This window comes from Microbacterium barkeri, from assembly GCF_027921765.1.
Lineage (GTDB): Bacteria > Actinomycetota > Actinomycetes > Actinomycetales > Microbacteriaceae > Microbacterium > Microbacterium barkeri.
The window spans coordinates 173,567-194,438 of record NZ_BSEJ01000004.1; the positions used below are offsets into that span (position 1 = coordinate 173,567).

General features: G+C 74.0%; 18 protein-coding genes. 8 read left to right on the forward strand and 10 right to left on the reverse strand.

Annotated features, from left to right (window positions below):
• Positions 1 to 18: 18 nt before the first annotated feature.
• Genes PKE79_RS06260 through mtrA form a run of 3 tightly spaced genes read right to left on the reverse strand, consistent with a single transcriptional unit; the run spans position 19 to position 4,066 of the window.
• Positions 19 to 1,722 carry an LpqB family beta-propeller domain-containing protein gene (locus tag PKE79_RS06260; RefSeq protein WP_271172812.1) on the reverse strand — a complete coding sequence of 568 codons (1,704 nt, stop codon included), beginning with the start codon at positions 1,720 to 1,722 and terminating at the stop codon, positions 19 to 21.
• Positions 1,719 to 3,380, reverse strand: a complete 1,662-nt coding sequence (gene mtrB / locus PKE79_RS06265) for an MtrAB system histidine kinase MtrB (RefSeq protein WP_271172813.1) — start codon at positions 3,378 to 3,380, stop codon at positions 1,719 to 1,721. Before mtrB ends, PKE79_RS06260 begins: the two co-directional genes overlap by 4 nt.
• A 5-nt stretch (positions 3,381 to 3,385) precedes the next feature.
• Positions 3,386 to 4,066 (reverse strand): MtrAB system response regulator MtrA, encoded by a 681-nt coding sequence (gene mtrA, locus PKE79_RS06270; RefSeq protein ID WP_271172814.1) that lies wholly within the window; start codon positions 4,064 to 4,066, stop codon positions 3,386 to 3,388.
• Between the two features lie 179 nt (positions 4,067 to 4,245).
• On the opposite strand from mtrA, the gene PKE79_RS06275 reads away from it, so the two are divergent.
• Genes PKE79_RS06275 through PKE79_RS06295 form a run of 5 tightly spaced genes read left to right on the forward strand, consistent with a single transcriptional unit; the run spans position 4,246 to position 9,817 of the window.
• Positions 4,246 to 5,682, forward strand: coding sequence for a DUF7847 domain-containing protein (locus PKE79_RS06275; RefSeq protein WP_271172815.1), 1,437 nt, complete (start codon positions 4,246 to 4,248; stop codon positions 5,680 to 5,682).
• Entirely contained in the window at positions 5,679 to 6,356 is a 678-nt protein-coding gene (locus tag PKE79_RS06280) for a DUF4129 domain-containing protein (protein WP_271172816.1), read from the forward strand. The genes PKE79_RS06275 and PKE79_RS06280 overlap by 4 nt, the downstream gene beginning before the upstream one ends.
• Positions 6,353 to 7,531 carry a DUF4350 domain-containing protein gene (locus PKE79_RS06285; protein WP_271172817.1) on the forward strand — a complete coding sequence of 393 codons (1,179 nt, stop codon included), beginning with the start codon at positions 6,353 to 6,355 and terminating at the stop codon, positions 7,529 to 7,531. The genes PKE79_RS06280 and PKE79_RS06285 overlap by 4 nt, the downstream gene beginning before the upstream one ends.
• A gap of 41 nt (positions 7,532 to 7,572) precedes the next feature.
• Entirely contained in the window at positions 7,573 to 8,496 is a 924-nt protein-coding gene (locus PKE79_RS06290; RefSeq protein ID WP_271172865.1) for an AAA family ATPase, read from the forward strand.
• A 16-nt stretch (positions 8,497 to 8,512) separates the two neighbouring features.
• Positions 8,513 to 9,817: a DUF58 domain-containing protein gene (locus tag PKE79_RS06295; protein WP_271172818.1), complete on the forward strand. Its 1,305-nt coding sequence runs from the start codon at positions 8,513 to 8,515 to the stop codon at positions 9,815 to 9,817.
• A gap of 214 nt (positions 9,818 to 10,031) precedes the next feature.
• Here PKE79_RS06295 and katG read toward each other — a convergent pair whose 3' ends face one another.
• Together katG and PKE79_RS06305 are read right to left on the reverse strand one after the other, a co-directional pair.
• Complete coding sequence (gene katG, locus PKE79_RS06300; protein ID WP_271172819.1) at positions 10,032 to 12,296, reverse strand: catalase/peroxidase HPI; 2,265 nt, start codon at positions 12,294 to 12,296, stop codon at positions 10,032 to 10,034.
• A 33-nt stretch (positions 12,297 to 12,329) separates the two neighbouring features.
• Positions 12,330 to 12,791, reverse strand: a complete 462-nt coding sequence (locus PKE79_RS06305) for a Fur family transcriptional regulator (protein ID WP_374727739.1) — start codon at positions 12,789 to 12,791, stop codon at positions 12,330 to 12,332.
• 127 nt (positions 12,792 to 12,918) lie between these two features.
• Between PKE79_RS06305 and PKE79_RS06310 the strand changes: the two genes are divergently transcribed.
• Positions 12,919 to 13,674 (forward strand): aquaporin, encoded by a 756-nt coding sequence (locus PKE79_RS06310; protein WP_271172821.1) that lies wholly within the window; start codon positions 12,919 to 12,921, stop codon positions 13,672 to 13,674.
• A 7-nt stretch (positions 13,675 to 13,681) separates the two neighbouring features.
• Here PKE79_RS06310 and PKE79_RS06315 read toward each other — a convergent pair whose 3' ends face one another.
• Entirely contained in the window at positions 13,682 to 14,503 is an 822-nt protein-coding gene (locus PKE79_RS06315) for an RDD family protein (RefSeq protein ID WP_271172822.1), read from the reverse strand.
• Between the two features lie 16 nt (positions 14,504 to 14,519).
• On the opposite strand from PKE79_RS06315, the gene PKE79_RS06320 reads away from it, so the two are divergent.
• Complete coding sequence (locus tag PKE79_RS06320; RefSeq protein ID WP_271172866.1) at positions 14,520 to 15,515, forward strand: stage II sporulation protein M; 996 nt, start codon at positions 14,520 to 14,522, stop codon at positions 15,513 to 15,515.
• 17 nt (positions 15,516 to 15,532) lie between these two features.
• Here the strand turns inward: PKE79_RS06320 and PKE79_RS06325 are convergent, their stop codons facing one another.
• Complete coding sequence (locus PKE79_RS06325; RefSeq protein ID WP_271172823.1) at positions 15,533 to 15,739, reverse strand: DUF3499 family protein; 207 nt, start codon at positions 15,737 to 15,739, stop codon at positions 15,533 to 15,535.
• A 71-nt stretch (positions 15,740 to 15,810) separates the two neighbouring features.
• Between PKE79_RS06325 and PKE79_RS06330 the strand changes: the two genes are divergently transcribed.
• Positions 15,811 to 16,269 (forward strand): hypothetical protein, encoded by a 459-nt coding sequence (locus PKE79_RS06330; RefSeq protein ID WP_271172824.1) that lies wholly within the window; start codon positions 15,811 to 15,813, stop codon positions 16,267 to 16,269.
• A gap of 4 nt (positions 16,270 to 16,273) precedes the next feature.
• Here PKE79_RS06330 and PKE79_RS06335 read toward each other — a convergent pair whose 3' ends face one another.
• The 3 genes from PKE79_RS06335 to PKE79_RS06345 all read right to left on the reverse strand — a co-directional run bounded on the left by PKE79_RS06335 (position 16,274) and on the right by PKE79_RS06345 (position 20,837).
• The gene (locus PKE79_RS06335) at positions 16,274 to 17,650 is read right to left on the reverse strand and encodes a DUF5719 family protein (protein ID WP_271172825.1); all 1,377 of its coding nucleotides are present in this window, start codon (positions 17,648 to 17,650) and stop codon (positions 16,274 to 16,276) included.
• Positions 17,647 to 20,442 (reverse strand): glycosyltransferase, encoded by a 2,796-nt coding sequence (locus PKE79_RS06340; RefSeq protein ID WP_271172826.1) that lies wholly within the window; start codon positions 20,440 to 20,442, stop codon positions 17,647 to 17,649. Before PKE79_RS06340 ends, PKE79_RS06335 begins: the two co-directional genes overlap by 4 nt.
• A gap of 74 nt (positions 20,443 to 20,516) precedes the next feature.
• Complete coding sequence (locus PKE79_RS06345) at positions 20,517 to 20,837, reverse strand: WhiB family transcriptional regulator (RefSeq protein ID WP_271172827.1); 321 nt, start codon at positions 20,835 to 20,837, stop codon at positions 20,517 to 20,519.
• Positions 20,838 to 20,872 lie beyond the last annotated feature (35 nt).

Sequence of the window (20,872 nt, forward strand, 5' to 3'; positions counted from 1 at the left end):
TGTGCACGCGGCGTCGGCTCAGCCGGGCAGGCCGAGCTGCGTCGCGAGCACATCGACGCCCTTCGCCGACTCGGTGGGATTGCGGCCGCGCATGACGAGCAGGCTCCCCTCCGAGGTCAGGAGGCGCACAGGCGAGTCCTGGTTGCCCGCCCCCACTGCGACGACGTTGAGCGGCGCGGTCGCGGTCGTCCCCGGCGCCCCGATGGGCTGCTGGATGAGCTGCGCGCTGTCGGTGCCGCCGGCCGCGATGCCGACCGTGCTGTCGTCGATCCAGGCGAGGTCGATGCCCGGCATGCGCAGCTGCGCGATCCGCGTCGGCGCGCCCACCGAGAGCGGCGCGCCGTCGAAGTCGCGCTCGATCGCCGACACGATCACCCACTGCTCGTCGCCGATCGCGACGATCGCCGCGATCCGCGCGCCGTCCCGCGAGACGTCGATCGCCGTCACGCGGGAGACGTCGGTCCATCCGCCGGTCATCGGGGTCGGCTCGAGGTCGGCGCTCCAGGCCGTGAGCGAGCGCGGATCGCCCGGCCGCACCGTCCAGATCCATCCGTGCGGGTCGAGCGCGGGTGCGATCGCCGTGCCGCCCGCGTCGATCTCCGACGGATGGTCGTCGGCCGTGACGCGCATGACGCGCCCGTCCGCGAGGCCCACGGCCGCGATCTGCTGGTCGGCCGACATCGCCACGGACGCGATGTCCTCGGGGAAGTCCGAGAGGACCTCCGACATCCCGTCGACGGCGACGACCTCGCCGCCGGACAGGTAGCCGAACCCGTCGTCCGTGAGCACGAGCGCGCGCGAGTCGATCCGCGTCGACGCGACCGGCGCCGCCGGCACGTCGACCTCCTGGCCCTCGACCGTGAGCGCGACCTCGCGCACGTCGGTCGACGCCAGGCTCTGCTCGAGCTGCGCGCGCATGCGGCTGAGCGTCTCGTCGTCCGCTCCCGCGGCGTCGGTGAGCTCGACGTGGGCGACGCGATCGGCGTCGACCTCGATCGTCCCGCTCGCGAGCTGGACGTCGTCGGTGAAGGCGGTCTCGACCCCGGGAGCGAGCCAGTCGCTCGGCGCACCCTCCACGAGCTTCTGCACGATGCGCGTGGGCGCGTGCTGGAGCGTGAGGAACCACCGCCGGTCGGGCACGATGTGCCGCCACGTCGCGTCGAAGTAGGCGAGGTCGTGCGCGGCGTACAGCTCGCGGAAGAAGAGGCGGTCGAGCACGATGCCGTCGGGGGCCGACACGATCCGCCACTCCCCCTCGGCGTCGCGCGCGAGCTCGAACGACAGCGAGGTCGTGCCGTCGGCGATGAGGCGGTATCGCCCGTCGGAGTCGACCACGGCCTCCCCGTGCACCTCGGCCGAGACGCTCGCGGCGTCCTCCGATGCCGAGACCTCGCTCACCTCGCGGTCGTCGGTCGTGTCGATCGTGACGCTCGCGACGGGGTTCCAGGTGTCGGCGAGATCGTCGGAGAGGTACTCGCGCGCGGTCGCCCAGCTCTGCTCGGGCGAGATCGACGCGCGCAGGAAGCCGTCGACGATCTCCTGCGGCGAATCGCCGGGGCGCGGCGACTCGGCGTCGTAGCTGCCGCCCGTGACGTCCTCGACGACGTCGCCCGGGGCGTTGCCGACCGAGACCGGGCCGCTCATCGGCAGGCCCGAGCACGCGGCGAGCGCGAGAGCGGGAACGAGGACGAGCGCGGCGAGCACGCGGCGGAGGCGGGTCATGCGGGGTCCTCCTCGTCCTCGGTGCGGATGGGCTGGGTCAGCCCGAGCTCGTCGGTCACGCTCTCGGTGGGCTCGACGGGGATCGGCGAGCGCTCGACCGGCTGCCCCGGCACACGCGGGACGGTGAGCACGAAATGCGACCCGCGCCCCGGCTCCGACCACAGCTCGAGGGCGCCACCGTGGAGCTTCGCGTCGCCGAGCGCGATCGCGAGGCCGAGGCCCGTGCCCCCGAGCGTGCGCTTGCGCGACGGATCCGCGCGCCAGAACCGGTCGAAGACGCGCGCCGCCTGCTCGGGCGACATGCCGAGGCCGTAGTCGCGCACGCCGATCGCGACCGCCCTGGCGTCGCTGTCGATCGTGATGACGATCGGCCGTCCCTCGCCGTGCTCGATGGCGTTGCCGATGAGGTTGCGGAGCACGCGGCGGACGCGCCGCGGGTCGACGTCGACCGGCGAGTACCCCCCGGGCGCCACGATGCGCAGCTCGCTGCCGTGCTGCGCCGCCACCTGCCGCATGGAGGCGGCCACGTCCTCGGCGAGCTGCGCGAGGTTCGTCGACTCCAGCTCGAGCTGCACCGAGCCGGCGTAGTAGCGGCTGATCTCGAGCAGATCGGTGAGCAGCTGCTCGAAGCGCGCCACCTGATCGTGCAGCAGCTCGGCCGCTCGCGCCGTCGCCTCGTCGAACTCGGCGCGACGGTCGTTGATCATCTCGGACGCGAGCCGGATGGTCGTGAGCGGCGTGCGCAGCTCGTGCGAGACATCCGAAACGAACCGCTGCTGCACCTGCGAGAGCTCGGCGAGCTCGGTGATCTGCGCCTCGATGCTGTCGGCCATGGCGTTGAACGAGCGGCCGAGAGCCGCGAGCTCGTCCTTGCCGCGGACGGGGAGCCGCACGTCGAAGTAGCCGGCGGCGAAGCGCGCGCTCGTCTGACTCGCCTCGATGAGCGGCTGGGCGACCGTGCGCAGCACGAACCACGAGATCGCCGCGACGAGCACGACGAGCACCATGCCCGTGACCCACAGGGTGCCCTGCACGAAGCGGAGGGTGCGGTCTGCCTCCTGCAGGCTGTACGCGAGGTACACCTCGTACGCGCCCGCGTTCTGCACCTGGAGCTGCTGGCCGACGACGATGCCGGGCACCGGCTCCTCGTCGTCGTCGAGCTGCAGGGCGACGGACTGCCACCACTGGTTCTCGTCGGAGGCGCGCACGCGCTCGCGGAGCCCCTCGCTGAGGATGGCCTCCTCGCCGTCGGCGAGGAGGAAGGCGAAGTCGGGCGGCGCGATCGCCGACGGCGCGTCGTCGATGCGGAAGTAGGCGAAGTACGGCGTGCCGCCCTGGCTCGTGAACGCGGTGCGGGCGTCGAAGAGCACCTGCTGGAGGGCCGCGCCGTCCGCGGCGACCTCGGCCGTGTCGATGACGTCCTGCGCGGCGAGCACCGCGCGCTGCGCCTGATCGAGCACCTCGTCCCTGCTCGTGGAGAAGAGGTTGTTGTGGATGGCCAGGGCCGTCCACACGCACGTCACGGCGATCGCGAGCGCTGTCGCCGCCACCGTCATGAAGGTCGTGCGGAAGCGGAGCGAGCTCGTCCACTGCGCCCGGATGGCCGGCACCCAGGTCGACGGGCGCCGGAGCGTGATGCGCGCGGGCCCCTGCGACATGCGCGCTAGATCGCCGCGCCGGCGCGATAGCCGACGCCGCGCACCGTCATGACGATCTTCGGGTTGTCCGGATCGATCTCGATCTTCGCGCGCAGGCGCTGCACGTGGACGTTCACCAGGCGCGTGTCGGCCTTGTAGTGGTATCCCCAGACCTGCTCGAGGAGGGCCTCGCGCGAGAAGACCTGCTGCGGCTTCGAGGCGAGCGCGACGAGCAGCTCGAACTCGAGGGGCGTGAGCGAGATCGGGGTCTGCCCCCGACGCACCTCGTGCGCCGCGACGTCGATCGTGAGGTCGCCCGCGCGCAGGACGTCGCCCGACGACTCGGGGGCCGGTCGCAGGCGCGTGCGGATGCGCGCCACGAGCTCCTTCGGATTGAAGGGCTTGACGATGTAGTCGTCGGCGCCCGCCTCCAGGCCCGCGACGACATCGGCGGTGTCGGAGCGGGCGGTCAGCATGATGATCGGGACGCCCGACTCTCCCCGGATCTCGGAGCAGATCTCGATGCCGTCCTTGCCGGGGAGCATGAGATCGAGCAGCACGAGGTCGGGGCGCTCCTGCCGCCAGCTGTCGACGGCGAGCGCTCCGTCCGCGCAGAAGGCCGTGTCGAAGCCCTCCGTGCGCAGGACGATGCCGATCATCTCGGCGAGGGCCGTGTCGTCGTCGACGACGAGGATGCGGGCGCTCATGAGGCTGGTCCTTTGCTCCGGTTGCGCGCCGACGCGCGTCGTTCGCGCGGGCGAGGCGTCCTCGACAGCCTAGACGAACGGTCGCGCCGAGCGGCGGCGACACGGGGCCCCGCGCGTGTGACACGATGAGAGCGGGGGCGGCAGCCGTCCGCTCGCAGGCAGGTCGAGGGAGGATCGACGTGACCGCAGAACCGTCGTGGACGCCGGCGCCGCGGGGCGGGCTCATCCCGCTCCAGCCGCTCGGGTTCGGCACGATCCTCGGCAGGTCCTTCTCCGCCCTGCGCGGCAACCCCCGCGTGCTCCTGGGCTTCGCGATGGTCGTGCAGCTGGCTGCGTCGATCGTCGGGGTCGTCGTGATCGGCTGGGTCACGTACGCGGCGATGTCGCGCCTCGACACCGTGAACGAGTTCTCCGACGACTTCGGCCTCATCGCGGCCGGCTCGACGCTCATCGCCGTTCTCACGACGATCGGCGTCGCGCTCGTGATGAGCGTCCTCGGCATCATCGTCCAGGCGGTCGTCGTGGGCGAGGTCGCCCACGCCGCGCTCGGCGGGCGCGCGACGCTCGGCGCGATCTGGCGCCGGGTGCGCCCGGTCGTGTGGCGTCTGATCGGGTACTACGCCCTTGTCACGATCGCCGTCTCCGTCGCCGTCGGCGTCCTCATCGCGGTCGGGTTCGCACTCGGCTCGGTCGAGATCTGGATGGCCGTGGTCTACGGGGTGCTCGCCGCGCTGGCGGCGATCGTGCTGTACGCGTGGCTCGGCACGAAGCTCTTCGTCGTGCCGAGCGCGATCATCCTCGAGCACGCGACGGTGATCGGCGGCATCCGCCGCTCGTGGCAGCTCACGCGCGGCCGGTTCTGGCCCACGTTCGGCATCATCGTGCTCATCGGCCTGATCATGAACACCGCCTCGTACGTCGTGGGCATGCCGTTCACCTTCCTCGGCTCCGCGATGTCGAGCATCTTCGCCCCGACGGGGTCTCCCGACGCGGCCGCCGGGATCGGCTTCGTGCTCGCGATCGCCGCGAGCCAGATCGTGACGCTCGTCATCTCGTCGGTGACGGTGGTCGTGCAGGCGACGTCGTCGGCGCTCGTCTACATCGACGCGCGCATGCGCCGCGAGGGCATCGACCTGCGGATGCAGTCCTACGTCGAGCGCCGCGACAGCGGCCGCACCGACCTCGACGACCCCTACGCCTTCGACCCCGACGCGGTCGCGCCGGTGCGGGCGTCCTGGCCCGCATACGCGGGCCCCGCGTACGGCTCTCCCGCCGCGCCCTACGGCGCGCAGCCGCCGTACGGGCAGCCGGCTCCGCAGTACGGGCAGCCGGCACCGCAGTACGGGCAGTACGCACCCCAATACGGACAGCCGGCACCGCAGTACGGCCAGTACGCACCCCAGTACGGTCAGCCGGCGCCGCAGTACGGGCAGCCGGCCCCGCAATACGGGCAGTACGCGCCGACCTCCGGACAGCCGGCGCCGTCGGAGCGCACTCCCGACGCGTCCGGCGCCCCGGCATCGGCCGAGCGCCCGACCGCCCCGCCGTACGCGCGTCCCGTCGACACCGGCTCGGCGCCCGACGCGGGGCGGACGGACGCCGCGGACGGCTCGTGACGGGCGCGCAGCTCGCGACCGGCGCGCTCCGGCTCGTCCTCGCGACCCTGCCGGACGGCGACGAGGCCCGCGACTGGGCCGAGGACGAGCTCGGCGACCCGGTCTACGACGCCGCCCAGCCGACTCTCCTCGACCGCATCGCCGGGGCGATCGCCGACTTCTTCGCGCGGCTCTTCGACACCGAGCTCGGCGCCGAATGGAACCCGCTCCTCGCGATCGTCGTCACCGGCGTCATCGCGATCGTCGTCGTGTGCGCCTTCCTCATCTGGGGTCGCCCCCGCTCCGCGCATCGCGCGCCGTCGCGCTCGGCGCTGCTGTTCGGCGAGGACGAGCACCGCGCGGCGGCGGAGCTCCGCGCCTCAGCGGCTCGCCGAGCCGAAGCGGGCGACTGGACCGGCGCCGTGGTCGACCGGTTCCGCGCGCTCGCACGGTCGCTCGAGGAACGCGACCTCCTCGATGCTCCCCCCGGCACGACCGCCCAGCGCTTCGCCGTGCTCGCGAAGGCGCCGTTCCCCGCTCACGCGGACGCGCTATCGCGGGCCGCCGCAGCGTTCGACGACGTGCGCTACCTGCGCCGCGAGGGCACCGCCGAGATGTACGCCGCCGTCGCGCAGCTCGACGACGCGATCTCGGCCGCGCGCCCCGCGCGCCTGCGCGAGGGGGTTCTCGGATGACCGAGCTCCGGGAGAGCGCGCCGGAAGCCGCACCCGCGCGCCGCGGCCGGCGCGCCCTCGGCTGGATCGCCCTCGTCGCCGGGTTCGTCGTGTTCGGCCTCGTGCTCGTGCTCGTCGCGGGTCGCGAATGGTCGCAGCGGCCGGCGCTCGACGCGGAGTCCGCGGGCCCGGACGGCGCACTCGCCGTCACCCGGCTGCTCGAGGAGCGCCTGGACGTCGACGTCGTCATCGTGTCGAGCCTCGACGAGGCGCTCGACGCGGTCGACGACGGAACAGGGCTCGCACTCGGCTCGACGGCCCCGCTCGCCGACGACGACGTCGAGCGGCTCGTGGCGCAGGCGGGCGACACCGTGCTCCTCGCGCCGACCTCGCGCGATCTCCGCATCCTGTTCGCCTCCTCCGGCTTCCAGGCCTTCGGCGACGGCACGCCCGCCGCGCCGTCCTGCGGGCTCGAGGTCGCCGTGAACGCAGGCGATGTCGTGCCCGGAGAGGCGTACGACCGCGGCGGCGCCGACGTCGCCTGCTACCCGGTCGCCGACAGCGGGTTCGCCCTCCTGCAGCAGGAGGGCGACGGCCGTACGGTGTCCGCGGTCGACGGCGCGTCTCTGCTCGTCAACGAGCACCTCGACCGCGAGGGGAACGCGGCGCTCGCGCTTGGGCTCCTCGCGGCGCGCGACGAGCTCGTCTGGTACCTGCCCCGCATCGCCGACGCCGCGAGCACGGCCCCCGCGACGCTCGGCGAGCTCACGCCGGCGTGGGTCACCCCCGCGATCGTCGCCGCCGCACTCGCCGCTCTCGCGGCCGGCATCTGGCGGGGCCGGCGCTTCGGCCCGCTCGTCGCGGAGGATCTGCCGGTCACGGTGCGCGCGAATGAGACCCTCGAGGGGCGCGCGCGGCTCTACGCGCGCGCATCCGACGCCGCGCACGCCGCCCGGCTGCTGCGCGCGGGGGCATCCGCCCGGATGGCCGTGCGACTCGGCCTGCCTCGCACCGCGCCGCCCGCCGAGGTCGCCGACGCCGCGGCCATCCGCCTGCGCGCACGCGCCGACGCCGTGCGCGGCATCCTGCTCGCCGAGCCCCACGACGACGCATCGCTCGTGGCCTTCGGCGAGCGCCTCCACGACCTCGAGACGGCCGTCGACGCGGCCGTCCGCACCGAAAGGACACCATCGTGACCGAGACCCCGAACGGCGATCCCGCGGCGCTCCGCGAGGCGATGGGGCGCGTGCGCCAGGAGATCGGCAAGGCCGTCGTCGGCCAGGACGGCGCCGTGAGCGGCCTGCTCATCGCGCTGCTCGCCCGCGGCCACGTGCTGCTCGAGGGCGTGCCCGGCGTCGCGAAGACGCTCCTCGTGCGCACCTTCAGCCGGGCCCTGGGCCTCGACACCAAGCGCGTCCAGTTCACGCCCGACCTCATGCCGGGCGACGTGTCCGGCTCGCTCATCTACGACGCCCGCTCGGGCGAGTTCGAGTTCCGCGAGGGCCCGGTGTTCACGCACATCCTCCTCGCCGACGAGATCAACCGCACACCTCCGAAGACCCAGGCCGCCCTGCTCGAGGCGATGGAGGAGCGGCAGGTCTCGACCGACGGCGTCACGCGCCCGCTGCCGGCCCCGTTCCTCGTGGCGGCGACCCAGAACCCGATCGAGCACGAGGGCACGTACACGCTGCCGGAAGCGCAGCTCGACCGCTTCCTCATGAAGCTCGTCGTCGAGGTGCCCGCGCGCGATGCCGAGGTCGCCGTGCTCCGCCGCCACGCCGACGGGTTCTCGCCGCGCGCGCTCGACGGGGTCGAGGCGGTCGTGACGGCATCCGACATCGCGTCCGCGCAGCGGGCGGTCGAGGCGGTGACGGTCACCGACGACGTGCTCGCCTACATCGTCGACCTCGCGCGCGCGACCCGGCAGAGCCCCTCCGTGCAGCTGGGCGCGAGCCCGCGCGCGGCGACCGCTCTGCTGGCGGCGGCCAAGGCATGGGCCTGGCTCGGCGGCTACCCCGCGATCACGCCCGATCACGTGCAGGCGATGATCGTGCCCGTGTGGCGACACCGCATCCGCCTCCGAGCCGACGCCGAGATCGAGGGCGTCTCGGTCGAGGCCGTGCTGACCTCGGTGCTGCAGCAGACGCCGGTGCCGCTCTGAGCGCGCGGAGGTCGCCATGTACCTGACCGGCCGCTTCGCCGTGCTCGTGGGCTGCGGGATCGTGCCCGTCGTCCTGCTGGGCGGCTCGGCGCCATGGGCCGTGCTCGCGATGTGGCTCGTCGTGTGCGCGGCGGTGCTCGTCGCCGACGTCGCCGCCGCGGCCGACCCGCGCGCCCTCCGCGTGCTGCGCGAGGCCCCGGCCCGCGTCCGGCTGGGCGAGCCGGCGTCTGCCCTCGTCCGCCTCGTGAACACGGGCCAGCGCCGCCTGCGCGGGCGCGCGCGGGACGCGTGGCAGCCGACCGCGGGGGCTCCCGCCGAGCGCCTGGCGATCGACGTGCCGCCCGGCGAGTCCCGGGCCTACCGCGTCCCGCTCCTCCCCCGGCGGCGCGGCGAGCTGCGCTCCGCGTTCGTCGCCGTGCGCAGCGCGGGCCCGCTGGGCATGGCGGGGCGCCAGGCCGTGATCGCGGCTCCGGGAGCCATCCGCGTCCTGCCGCCCTTCCACAGCCGCCGCCACCTCGCGAGCCGCGTCGCGCGGCTGCGCGAGCTCGACGGCAACACGAGCATCCAGGTCCGCGGTCAGGGCACCGAGTTCGACTCGCTCCGCGAGTACGTGCGCGGGGACGACGTGCGCTCGATCGACTGGCGGGCCACGGCCCGCGCGTCGACGACCATGCTCCGCACGTGGCGACCCGAGCGCGACCGCCACGTCGTCATCGTGATCGACACGGGCCGGACGTCCGCTGCGCGCGTCGGAGACAGCACGCGTCTCGAGGCGGCGTTCGAGGCCGCGCTCCTCCTGTCGGCGCTCGCGCAGCGCGCGGGAGACCACGTGCATCTCGTCGCGTTCGACAGGGTCGTGCGCGCGCGCGTCACGGGCGTCGAGGGGCCGGCGCTCCTGCCCGCACTCGTCGACGCCCTCGCTCCCGTGGACGCCCAGCTCATCGACACCGACTGGGATGCCGCGCTCGCGCAGGCGCGCCGGCTCGCCCCGCACCCGTCGCTGCTCGTGCTGCTCACGGCCCAGGAGTCCGTCGACGCCTCGCGCGCGTTCCTCGGCGTCCTCCCGTCGGCGGCGCGTCGCGGCACGGTCGTGCTCGTCGGCGCCGCCACCGACACGACCCTCGAGAGCGCGGCGCGCGAGCGGGGGTCGGCCGACGCCGTGTACCGCGCAGCCGCCGCCGAGGCCGGGCTCTCGGCCGCGCGGCGCGTGGCGCGGGCGATCGAGCGGGCCGGCGCCGACGCCATCTCGGCGTCACCGGACGACCTCCCGCCGCTCGTCGCCGACCGGTACCTCGCGCTCAAGCGGGCCGGGCGCCTGTAGGGACACCCGCGACCGGGGGCCGGCCGCCCTCGCGGCGCCGCCGCCCGGGCCCTTGCCCCGGGCCCCTTGCCCCGGGCCCCATCCCCCGGCCCTTGCCCCGAACGGTCGCCACCGCCATCCCACACCGACCCTTCGCGGCAAGAACCCCGCTCCGGACCCCGGACACGGCGGAGCGGCCCGCCCCCAACGGGGACGGGCCGCTCCGCGGCGGGGCTCAGGCCAGGTCGAAGCGGTCGAGCTCCGTGACCTTCGTCCACGCCTTCACGAAGTCGCGCACGAACTTCTCGTGCGCGTCGTCGCTCGCGTAGACCTCGGCGAGCGCGCGCAGCTCCGAGTTCGAGCCGAACACGAGGTCGACGCGCGTGCCGCGGCCGAAGACCTCGCCCGTGACGTCGTCCGTGGCCTCGAACGCGTGCTTGCCCGGGTCGAGCGGACGCCACGTCTTGCCGAGGTCGAGCAGGTTCACGAAGAAGTCGTTCGTGAGCGTGCCGGGGCGGTCGGTGAACACGCCGTACGGCGAGCCGTCCCAGTTGGCGCCGAGCACGCGCAGCCCGCCGACGAGGACCGTCATCTCGGGCGCGCTCAGCGTGAGGAGGTTCGCCTTGTCGATGAGGAGGTACTCCGCGGGGAGCGTCGCGTCGGGTCCGGTGTAGTTGCGGAAGCCGTCGGCGATGGGCTCGAGGTAGCCGAACGACGCAACGTCGGTCTGCTCCTGCGTGGCGTCGGTGCGACCCGCGTGGAAGGGGACCCGCACCTCGACGCCGGCGTCCGCCGCGGCCTTCTCGACACCCGCGTTGCCCGCGAGCACGATGAGGTCGGCGAGCGACACCCGCTTGTCGCCCGTCTGCGCGGCGTTGAACGAGGCCTGGATGCCCTCGAGCACGCCGATCACCTTCGCGAGCTGCTCGGGGTTGTTGACGTCCCAGTCCTTCTGCGGGGCGAGGCGGATGCGCGCGCCGTTGACGCCGCCGCGCTTGTCGCCGCCGCGGAAGGTCGAAGCGGCGGCCCAGGTCGTCGAGACGAGCTCGGCCACCGTGAGGCCCGACGCGAGGATCTGCTCCTTGAGTACGACGGCGTCCGCCGCGTCGATGAGCTCGTGGTCCACCGCGGGGAGCGGGTCCTGCCAGATGAGGTCCTCGGCGGGCACCTCGGGGCCGAGGTAGCGGGCCTTCGGGCCCATGTCGCGGTGCGTGAGCTTGAACCACGCACGGGCGAACGCGTCGCTGAAGGCGTCCTGGTCGTCGCGGAAGCGCAGCGAGATCTCGCGGAACGACGGGTCCTCGCGCAGGGCGAGGTCGGTCGTCAGCATGCGCGGCTCGCGCTTGCCGTCCGAGTGCGCGAGCGGAACCATGTCGCTGCCGCCGCCGTTCTTCGGTCGCCACTGCTTGGCGCCGGCGGGGCTCTCCATGAGCTCCCACTCGTAGCCGAAGAGGATGTGGAAGAACTCGTTGTCCCAGCGGGTCGGGTGGTAGGTCCACGTGACCTCGAGACCCGACGTGATCGTGTCGTCGCCCTTGCCCGAGCCGTGCGAGCTCTTCCAGCCGAGGCCCTGCTCCTCGAGGCCCGCGGCCTCGGGGTTGTCGCCCACGTGCGTGTCGGGTGCGGCGCCGTGCGTCTTGCCGAACGTGTGACCGCCCGCGATGAGGGCGACGGTCTCGTCGTCCTCCATGCCCATGCGGCGGAAGGTGGTGCGGATGTCGTCGGCCGCGGCGAGCGGGTCCGGCACGCCCTCGGGGCCCTCGGGGTTCACGTAGATGAGGCCCATGTGCGTCGCCGCGAGCGGCTTCTCGAGCTCGCGGTCGCCCGAGAAGCGCTTGTCGCTTCCGAGCCAGATCTTCTCGGCGCCCCAGTACACGTCGTCGTCCGGCTCCCAGACGTCGGCGCGGCCACCGGCGAAGCCGAACGTCTTCAGGCCCATCGTCTCGAGCGCGACGTTGCCGGCGAGGATCATCAGGTCGGCCCACGACAGGCTCTTGCCGTACTTCTTCTTCACGGGCCAGAGGATGCGGCGCGCCTTGTCGAGGTTCGCGTTGTCAGGCCAGCTGTTCAGCGGAGCGAAGCGCTGCTGTCCGGCTCCCGCACCGCCGCGGCCGTCCGTCGCCCGGTAGGTGCCGGCGCTGTGCCATGCCATGCGCACGATGAGCGGGCCGTAGTGGCCGAAGTCGGCGGGCCACCAGGGCTGCGAGGTCGTGAGCGTCTCCGCGATGTCGGCCTTCACCGCGGCGAGGTCGAGGGACTGGAAGGCCGCCGCGTAGTCGAAGTCCTCATCCGCGAACGGGTCGGAGACCGCGGGGTTCTTCGCGAGCAGCTTGAGGTTCAGGCGCTCGGGCCACCATTCCCGGTTCGGGTCGCCCTGGGTCGGGTGGACGAGGTCGGCGCGCGGCTCGCTCGCCGGCAGGTCGGCCGCGGGCAGGCGGGTCGTGTCGTCGGCGGAGCCGTCGTGGATGACGGGGCAGCCCGTGATCGTGTCGCTGCTCATGGATGTCCTTTCGTTCGCGGAAGGAGGGGTCGGTCAGGTGTCGCCGGACGAGGCGTCGCAGTCGGGGCACACGCCCCAGAACGTCACCTCGGCGACCTGGATGCGGAAGCCGGTCTCGTGAGCGGGGTGCAGGCACGGGGCCGCCCCCTGCACGCAGTCGATGTCGTCGACGCGTCCGCACGACGTGCACACGACGTGGTGGTGGTTGTCGCCGACGCGCAGCTCGAAGAGGCCCGGCTGACCGCTCGGCTCGATGCGCCGCGCGAGTCCGGCCTCGACGAAGTCGCCGAGGACGTTGTACACGGCCTGCAGGCTCGTGCCCGGCACGGTGTCGCGCACGCGGTCGAACACCTCGTCGGCGCGCGCATGCGGCATCGTCGCGAGGGCCGTGTAGACGGCTCGTCGCGGAGTCGTCACGCGCAGCCCGACGGCGCGGATGGCGGCCTCGGCGTCGGGGGCGGGCGGGGTGAGGGTCACGTCGTCCATGCTAGCCATCGTTTTGAACTCTTCAAAACAAGGGCCGCTCCCGGCGTGTCCCCCGCCGTGCACGCGCCCTGCCCCGCTCCTCGGCACCGTGTGCCACGATGCAAGCGAGAGCAGACCATCCGCCCGAGAGGATGTCATGTCCGAGAGCACCTCCCCCGCCCCGACGACGCCCGCTGCGCGCCTCATGGCCGAGGCCGTCGGGACCTTCCTCCTCGTGTTCGGCGGCGTCGGCACGGCCCTGTTCGCGGCGCATCTCGCCGACGCGGGCGACGCGTTCGCACCGGGCATCGTGTACCTCGCCACCGCGGCGGCCTTCGGCCTCTCCGCCGCGGTGGGCGCCGCCGCGTTCGCGGGCGTCTCGGGTGCGCACTTCAATCCCGCGGTCACCCTGGGCCTCGCCGTGGCAGGACGGTTCCCGTGGGCGGAGGTGTGGAAGTACGCCCTCGTCCAGGTGATCGGCGGTGCGGTCGCGACGACCCTCCTCGTGCTGATCGGCCTGTTCGGGCCCGCCGGATGGCTCGAGGCCGCGCAGAACGGAGGGTTCGCGAGCAACGGCTGGGGCGAGCGGTCGCCGGGCGGGTTCGACCTCCCGGCCGCGATCATCGCCGAGGTCGTGCTGACGGCGGTGCTCGTCCTCGTCGTCCTCGGGGCGACCCACCCCGAGCGCGGCACGGCGCTCGCTCCGGGCGCGATCGGCCTCGCGCTCGCGCTCATCCACCTCGTCGGCATCGTCGTCGACGGCGCGTCCGTCAACCCTGCCCGCTCGATCGCGACCGCCGTCTACGGCGGCGGCGCGGCGCTCGCGCAGCTGTGGCCGTTCCTCGTCTTCCCGCTCGTGGGCGCCGTGCTCGCCGGCTTCGCCTGCCGCCTGATCTTCCTCGATCGCCGCTGAGCCGACGTCAGCGGGCGAGCCGGGCGACGCGCTCGTCCTGCAGAGCCAGGGCGCGCAGCTCCCGATCGCGCCGCGCGGCGACGACCGCGCGCAGCAGGATCTCGGGCGGCACGGGCGGAAGCGGGCTGACGAACGGGGCGATCTCGCGTGCGAGGTCATATGCAACGCGTTCGCGCGCGGCGGGGAACATCCGGCCAGCGCCCGCGACGAACTGCGAGACGCGGCGCCCGAGCCGATCCGGCATCCGACCGACGTCGGCGATCGCGGCCCACGACTCCATGCCCGCCGGGAGGGAGAAGTCGGCGGGCGGCAGCCGCGGCGTGCGGGTGCGCTCGGCGTAGGTGCCGGCCACGAGATCTCCGAGACGCTGCGAGCGCGGCGTGAACATCCCGACGAGGAGCGCCGTCCCCCCGGCGGTCATGTACGTCTCGAAGACGCCGACCAGGGCGCGGATGAGCGCGTGCCGGAACCCGATCGCCCCGCCGTCCGAGCGGACGACGCGACCGCCGACGACGAGCTTGCCGAGGCTGCGCCCCTTCGTGAGCGTCTCGACCGTCGTCGGCAGGAGGACGAGCACGATCACGAGCATGACGACGAGCGCGATGCGCATCGTGGCATCGTCGAGGACGCCGAGGTCGAGCAGGCGCCAGACGGCGAGCGCGAAGAGCACGTAGAGCCCGATCGACACGACCACGTCGATGAGGGCGCCGGTGGCGCGCAGCACGAGCCCGACCGGCTGGATGTCGAGCGCGACGGCCTCTCCCGTGAGCACCTCGTCGTCACGGACAGCCTGCACCGTGGCGCGCGCCGGAGCGGATGGCGTCGACATGCGTACAGTTAATCAGGTGAACCTCGACGCGCTCACGGCCGCTCGCGCCCGCGAATGGGCGCGGCTCGACGCGCTCTCGAAGAGCCGTCGGCTCACGGGCCCCGAGGTCGACGAGCTCGTCGCCCGCTACCAGGCGGCGTCGGCGGACCTCGCCGACATCAAGACGAGTGCGGGGCGCACGCCGCAGGGCGACCACGTCTCGACGATGCTGTCGCGCGCCCGCCTGCGGCTGACGGGCGCGCCGGAGAACGTCCTGCGGACCCTTCCCCGGTTCTTCGCCCTCCGGCTCCCCGCGGCCCTGTACCGCGTCCGGTGGACGACGCTCGTCATCGCGGCCCTCTTCGTCGCGGTCGTGGCCCTCGTCGCGGCGTGGGTCTCGAGCGACCCGGCCCTCGTCGCCTCGCTGGGGCCGCAGGCCGCTCTCGAGCACTACGCGCGCGAGCAGTTCACCGAGTACTACACCGAGAACCCGGCCGCCGTGTTCGCCGGCATGGTGTGGACGAACAACGCGTGGATCGCCGCGCAGTGCGTGCTGTTCGGCGTCACGGGGGTGTTCCCCGTCTACGTCCTCATGCAGAACGCGGTCGGACTGGGGACGGCGGCCGCCGTCATGTTCGCGTTCGATCGGGGCGACGTGTTCGTGCTGTACATCCTCCCGCACGGTCTCCTCGAGATGACCTGCATCTTCGTCGCGGGCGCGGCCGGGCTCCACATCTTCTGGGCGCTCGTCGCGCCGGGCCCGCGCACCCGGCTCGCCGCGCTCGCGGACGCCGGGCTCTCGCTCGCGACGATCGCCATCGGGCTCGTGTTCGCCCTCGCCCTGTCGGGCGTCGTCGAGGGATTCGTGACCGGCCAGCCCTGGCCGTGGTGGCTCAAGATCGGCATCGGCGCGCTCGCGCTCGGCGTCTTCCTCTTCTACATGCTCTTCGTGGGGCGGAGGGCGGCCAGGGCCGGCGAGACCGGAGGACTCACCGAATACGAGGCGGGAACGCCGCGGCTCGTCTCCGGATAGGGATGGCCGGGCGCGCGCTAGGCGCGCAGGGTCTCGTGGCGGAAGACGACCCACCCCTGCGGGACGGACAGCCGCTCGGTGTGGAACGCGCAGAGATCGTGCGCGTGCGGGTCGTCGCCCGCTCCGAGCGGTCCGACGGCCGCCATCTGGTCGGCATAGTCGTAGGTCATGGTCGTCACGGCCTCGCGGGCGCAGCCCACCTTCGAGCACAGTCTCTCGCGCATCCCGGACAGCCTATCGAGGCCGCGGCGCCGGACAGCGACGACGCGCAGCGCGCGAGCCTAAGCTGGGAGGCATGAAGTGGTGGAATCGCGCACCCCGTCCCGTCGCGCGGCGCTCGACGGCACGGCACGGCCGCCACGGTCGGACGGGCCGCAGCTCGATCGTGCGCCCTCCGCTGCCGCCCGTCGACACCCGCTACGAGCGGTTCGACGTCGCCGTCGGCTCGGCCGCCGAGTACCTGCGCGGGGCGTGGCCCGAGCTGCGCGACGTGAGCTTCGAGATCGCCGGCCTTCCCGTCGAGCCATCGGAGGACGGCATCCCGCGGTGGCGCATCGACCGCGCGGCGCGTCGGATCATCCTCTTCCGCATCCCCGTCGAGCGGCTCAGCCGCATCCACGGCTCGATCGGCCTCGCGCGCGCCGACGACTTCCACCGCCGGCTCGTGATCGAGGGCGCGGTCTTCCGCGCGGCGGCCGACTACCTCGACCGCGATCCGTGGGACCTCGCGCCCGACCGCTACCGCTGGTTCTGACCGGTCACGGGTAGACGCGGACGTCCTGCGGCGCGGCCGCATCGCGCTCGACCGGGAGACCGGCGAGGGCCGACCCGCTCTCGAACCCGACCGACGCGTGCACGGCCGACCCGCCGGGGTCGAGCACGAAGACGCCCGCCTCGGCGAGCTCGACGGAGGCGAAGCCGCCCGCCGGCACCTCGAGGGCCTGCGACTCGTCGCCGCGCGTGATCGAGACGGCGGTGTCCTCGTCTCCGGGGTTGTAGACGCTGAGGCGCGCGCCCGGACCGTCGGGGACGGCGAACGCGGTCGGCGCATCGAGCGCGGGAGCCGCCGCGTACCACGCGTAGTCGGAGCCCGCGCCGAACCCCGTCGCCTGCCACGCCGCCGCGACGAGCGGCTGATCCGACTCGACGAGCACCGTGTAGCGCCCCTCGGGGAGTCCGCCGATGTCGACCGACATCGGCTGGTCGGCGGTCAGGGCGACCTGCTCGGGCGCGCGCGCGGGCGATCCCCCGCCCTCGGGCAGCACGGTCACGGTCGCCGTCGCGTCCGACGTGGAGAGCAGCCGCACGAGCCCCGCCGAGTTCTCGCTCTCGCTCGCCTCGCGCGTCACGCTGATGCCGGGGATGGCCTGGACCGGTGCGGGCGCGACGGATGGCTGCAGGTCGATGCCGCCGGGCTCGAGCGTGCGCACAAGGCTCGACTGCAGCGTGACGCGCACGGGGGCGCCGTCGGCGGTCACCCGGACGGACGGCGCCTCCTCGCCCTCGGCGATCCCGGCGAGCGGGATGGCCACCTGCTCGCCCGCGGGGATGGCGATCGCGTCGGACCCGACGGGCGTGCGCCGGCCGTCCACGCCGAAGACGTCGAGCGCGACGACCGCGTTGACGTCGGTCGGGTTCGCGATGAGGAGAATGCCCGTGGAGCCCGTGGTGACATCGCCCCCCACGATCCAGGACTCCATGAGGGGTCGGCGGCACTCCGACGCCGCGAAGCCGCCGAGGTCGAGGTCGTCGGTCTCGAACGAGGAGGCCGCCGCGACCGGAACCGCCTCGCGCCCGTCCGGACTCTGCCGGAAGACGGGCACGGCCGCTCCGTCGACGCCCGCGACGGCGAGGTCGACGCGCTCGGGCTCGCCGTCGGCCGTGCTGCCCGAGACAACGCGCGGATCGGCGGCCGCGGTGAGCCCGCTCGCGTCCTCGGCCGAGCGCCCGAGCGCGAGCAGGGGGCCGTCGCACGCGAGCACCGTCTCAGCGGGCGCCGGCGCCACGTCGACCGCAGGCGCCTCGCCTCCCACGACGGGCCACGGGACGACTCCGACGCCGAGCGCGGCGGCGGCCGCCGCCGCCGAGACGACGGCGCCGATGCCGATGCGGGCCGACACGGTCGCCCTGCTCATGAGACCTCCTCGTACTCGGCGGCGATCACGCGCGGCTTCCGGCGAGCCGCGCGATGCGACGCGGGCGTCGGCACGGCGAGCAGCAGCGCGACGGCGACCGCGATGAGCTGGATGAGCGCGATGCCCCGAGCGGTCTGCGCGTCGTCGTCCGAGATCGCCGGTCGCGGCGCGCGATCGACGTCGACGCTCCAGAGCACGCCGCGCGGCGTCTCCCCCACGCGCACGAGCCCGGCCCGCTGATCGATCGCGGTCGCGGCGGAGAGGCGCAGCACGCGCGCGGCGTCGGTGTCCTGGCCCTCCGCGGCCAGCAGCACGAATCCCACGCCGCGCTCGGCGAGCGCCCCGGTCGCGTCGGCCGAGGACCCGGCCACGAGGTCGGTCGCGATCTCCGCGATGCGCCGGTCGCCGTCGGAGAGAGCGGGCTGCGTGGACTGCAGCGTCGACTGGCCGCCGAGCGTCTCGCTCGCCCCCCAGACGACGGATGCCGCGACGCCCCCGTCGGGCTGGGGCGCGAGCACGAGGGTCGCGACGTCCTCGGCGATCGCGGCCTGCGCCGAGACGTACGCGGGCAGGGTCGTGTCGGTTCCGCTGCGCAGCGCCGCCTGCCCGCGGTGGACGGCGGTGAGCGAAGGGATGGCGGCCAGCAGCACGCACGCGGTCGCGACGAGCGCGGCGGCGCGCAGGACCGCGCGCGGCGCGAAGCCGACGTCGAAGGCGATGACCGCTGCCGCGACGAGGCCGAGCCACGCGAGGCTGAGCCCCGCACCGGGCCACACGGCGACGGGCTGCGACTGCGCCCACGCGACCTGGACGGACAGTGCAGCGCCGGCCGTCGCGAGGCCGAGCACGGCGATCACGATCATCGCGATCCCCGCCCGCCAGCGGCGCGTGAGCGGCGCGACGAGCGCGGCGAGCGCGACCGGCGCGAGCAGGATCGGCACCCACCACGTCTCGGCCGGGAGCCCGAGGCCGGCGAGGAAGCCTCCCCATCCGCCCGGGTCGGACGTCGGGAAGCCCAGCGCGATCCGCCAGCGCTCATCGGCCGCGAGCACGGGTCCCGCCCACGGTCGCCCGGGATCGGCCAGCAGCGCCCACGGCGTCCCGCGATCGAGCTGCGCGAGGACGACAGGGAACGCGAGCGCCGCGCTGGGGACGAGCGTCCACACGACGCGCGCGATGCCCCGCGGGCGCAGCGCGCAGGTCAGGACGAGCCCGAGCGCCCACACGACGACGAGCGCAGGGGCCAGCGACGGCGCGCACGCGATGACCGCGGCCAGCAGGAGCGACGCGGTGCCGGCAGCACCCCAGGACCGGTGCGCCGCGGCGCCGGCGAAGAGCAGCCACGGCAGGAGCAGGTGCACGAGGACCGCCGCAGGACGGGGGTCGACGAGCGCCGAGAGGAAGCTCGGGGCGAGCGCCCACAGCGCCGCCATCACGACACGCAGCCCCGAGCGCACCGTGACGCGCGTCGCGGCGAACCAGGCCCCGAGCACCGCCAGCGGGAGGGCGAGCAGCCACAGCGCGAGCAGCGCGAACGACGGGCTGCCCGGCCACAGCGACCCCAGCAGGGCGGTCACGGCCGCGAACGGGTCGGCCGGCGACACGACGTCGAGCCCGACCGCGCGGCGGCCGAAGGCGGCCTCGGCCCACAGCCCCGACACGGTGCGCGCGAGGGGCAGCAGAGCGCCGCCCGCGACGCCCGGCCAGGACAGGAGCGCGAGGAAGGCGATGACGCTCACGACGCCGGCGGCGAGCACGGCCCACGCGCCGCCGCCGCTGAAGAAGCGCAGCTCGCGGCGGACGATCGGATGGTCGTGCGAGGCCTGTCGCTCGCGCAGGCTCTCGCGGGTGGCCCGGAGGGCGTCGACCGCGGCCCACGAGGCACGGCGCGTCCGGCGGATGCGCGCGCGCGAGCGCGCCACGGCCGGGATCCGGGCCATCGCGACGATCGCGGCCGCCCATTCGGCGGGCACGAAGGCCGGGTTCTTCGCGATGAGCTGGACGGCCGTCTTCCACAGGGCGAGCGGCAGGAAGGAGAGCCAGTGCAGCAGGACGGCCCAGGCGGGCGCGTACGCGAGTCGGCGATGCAGCTGGGCGGTGCGCTGAAGGAAGTCGTCGCGCATCCGCTTCCGCGCCGGTCTCGGCACGGCGACGCGGGCACGCGGGACGAGCGCGACGCGCCGGCCGGCGAGGTGCGCGCGCACACCGAGGTCGAGGCCCTCGTCGACGCCGAGGAGCGCGCGATCGGGCACGAGGTCGGCGATGACCTCGCCGCGGACGAGAACGCCGCGGATGTCGGAGCCGAGCACGTCGTCGAGCGCGTCGTACTGCCCCTGATCGAACTCGCCGTCGGCGAGCTCGACGGCGCGGCCGAACCGGGTCATGCTCTGCCCGAGGGAGACGATGCGGTCGACGTCGTCCGCGTCGACGAGCTTGGGGGCGGCGATCGCAATCGACGGCCCGCGCTCGAGCTCGCCCGCGAGGGCCGCGAGGGCGGTGGCATCGGGTGTCGCGTCATGGGCGAGCAGCCAGACCGACGCCCCGGGCGTGACGCGTCGCAGCGCGAACTCCACGGCGGCCGCGAACGGCGTCGCGGCGGACGCCTCGATCACGCCCTCGGCGCCGGACGCCGACACGAGCTCGCGCACGGGAGCGATCGGACCGCACACCACGATCGTGAGCGCGTCGACCGGACGGGTCTGCGAGCGGACGGCCTCGAGGGTGCGGCCGAGCACCTTCACGGCTTCCGGGGATGAGCGCGCGACGAGGACGGCGTGGACTGCGGCGGGCATGACTCGGCAAGCCTAAGCCGGGGGCCGCGTCGAGCCGTCCACCGGCGCGCCGGGCGGGCGGATTCCCAGGCGGGTCAGCTCGCGCGGCGCTTGAGCTTGCGGCGCTCGCGCTCGCTCAGGCCGCCCCAGATCCCGAACCGCTCGTCGTTCTGGAGCGCGTACTCGAGGCACTGGGCGCGCACGTCGCACGTCGCGCAGATGCGCTTCGCGTCGCGGGTCGAGCCGCCCTTCTCGGGGAAGAACGCCTCGGGGTCCGTCTGGGCGCACAGCGCGTCGCTCTGCCAGGCGAGCGCCGTGTCCTCCTCGGTCGCAGGCCGCACACCGGGAACACCGAGGTCGACCGGATCCACGAACCAGTTGTCGGGAACTCCGGATCGATACTGCGAAGTCGCCATCGTCGCTCTCCCACCCCTTGTCCTATCCCCCCACG

Bases quoted from the DNA above. Each gene is read 5' to 3' on its own strand.
- PKE79_RS06260 (WP_271172812.1), bottom strand. From the start codon at position 1,722: ATGACCCGCCTCCGCCGCGTGCTCGCCGCGCTCGTCCTCGTTCCCGCT.
- mtrB (WP_271172813.1), bottom strand. From the start codon at position 3,380: ATGTCGCAGGGGCCCGCGCGCATCACGCTCCGGCGCCCGTCGACCTGG.
- mtrA (WP_271172814.1), bottom strand. From the start codon at position 4,066: ATGAGCGCCCGCATCCTCGTCGTCGACGACGACACGGCCCTCGCCGAG.
- PKE79_RS06285 (WP_271172817.1), top strand. From the start codon at position 6,353: ATGACCGAGCTCCGGGAGAGCGCGCCGGAAGCCGCACCCGCGCGCCGC.
- PKE79_RS06290 (WP_271172865.1), top strand. From the start codon at position 7,573: ATGGGGCGCGTGCGCCAGGAGATCGGCAAGGCCGTCGTCGGCCAGGAC.
- PKE79_RS06295 (WP_271172818.1), top strand. From the start codon at position 8,513: ATGTACCTGACCGGCCGCTTCGCCGTGCTCGTGGGCTGCGGGATCGTG.
- katG (WP_271172819.1), bottom strand. From the start codon at position 12,296: ATGAGCAGCGACACGATCACGGGCTGCCCCGTCATCCACGACGGCTCC.
- PKE79_RS06305 (WP_374727739.1), bottom strand. From the start codon at position 12,791: ATGGCTAGCATGGACGACGTGACCCTCACCCCGCCCGCCCCCGACGCC.
- PKE79_RS06310 (WP_271172821.1), top strand. From the start codon at position 12,919: ATGTCCGAGAGCACCTCCCCCGCCCCGACGACGCCCGCTGCGCGCCTC.
- PKE79_RS06315 (WP_271172822.1), bottom strand. From the start codon at position 14,503: ATGTCGACGCCATCCGCTCCGGCGCGCGCCACGGTGCAGGCTGTCCGT.
- PKE79_RS06325 (WP_271172823.1), bottom strand. From the start codon at position 15,739: ATGCGCGAGAGACTGTGCTCGAAGGTGGGCTGCGCCCGCGAGGCCGTG.
- PKE79_RS06330 (WP_271172824.1), top strand. From the start codon at position 15,811: ATGAAGTGGTGGAATCGCGCACCCCGTCCCGTCGCGCGGCGCTCGACG.
- PKE79_RS06335 (WP_271172825.1), bottom strand. From the start codon at position 17,650: ATGAGCAGGGCGACCGTGTCGGCCCGCATCGGCATCGGCGCCGTCGTC.
- PKE79_RS06340 (WP_271172826.1), bottom strand. From the start codon at position 20,442: ATGCCCGCCGCAGTCCACGCCGTCCTCGTCGCGCGCTCATCCCCGGAA.
- PKE79_RS06345 (WP_271172827.1), bottom strand. From the start codon at position 20,837: ATGGCGACTTCGCAGTATCGATCCGGAGTTCCCGACAACTGGTTCGTG.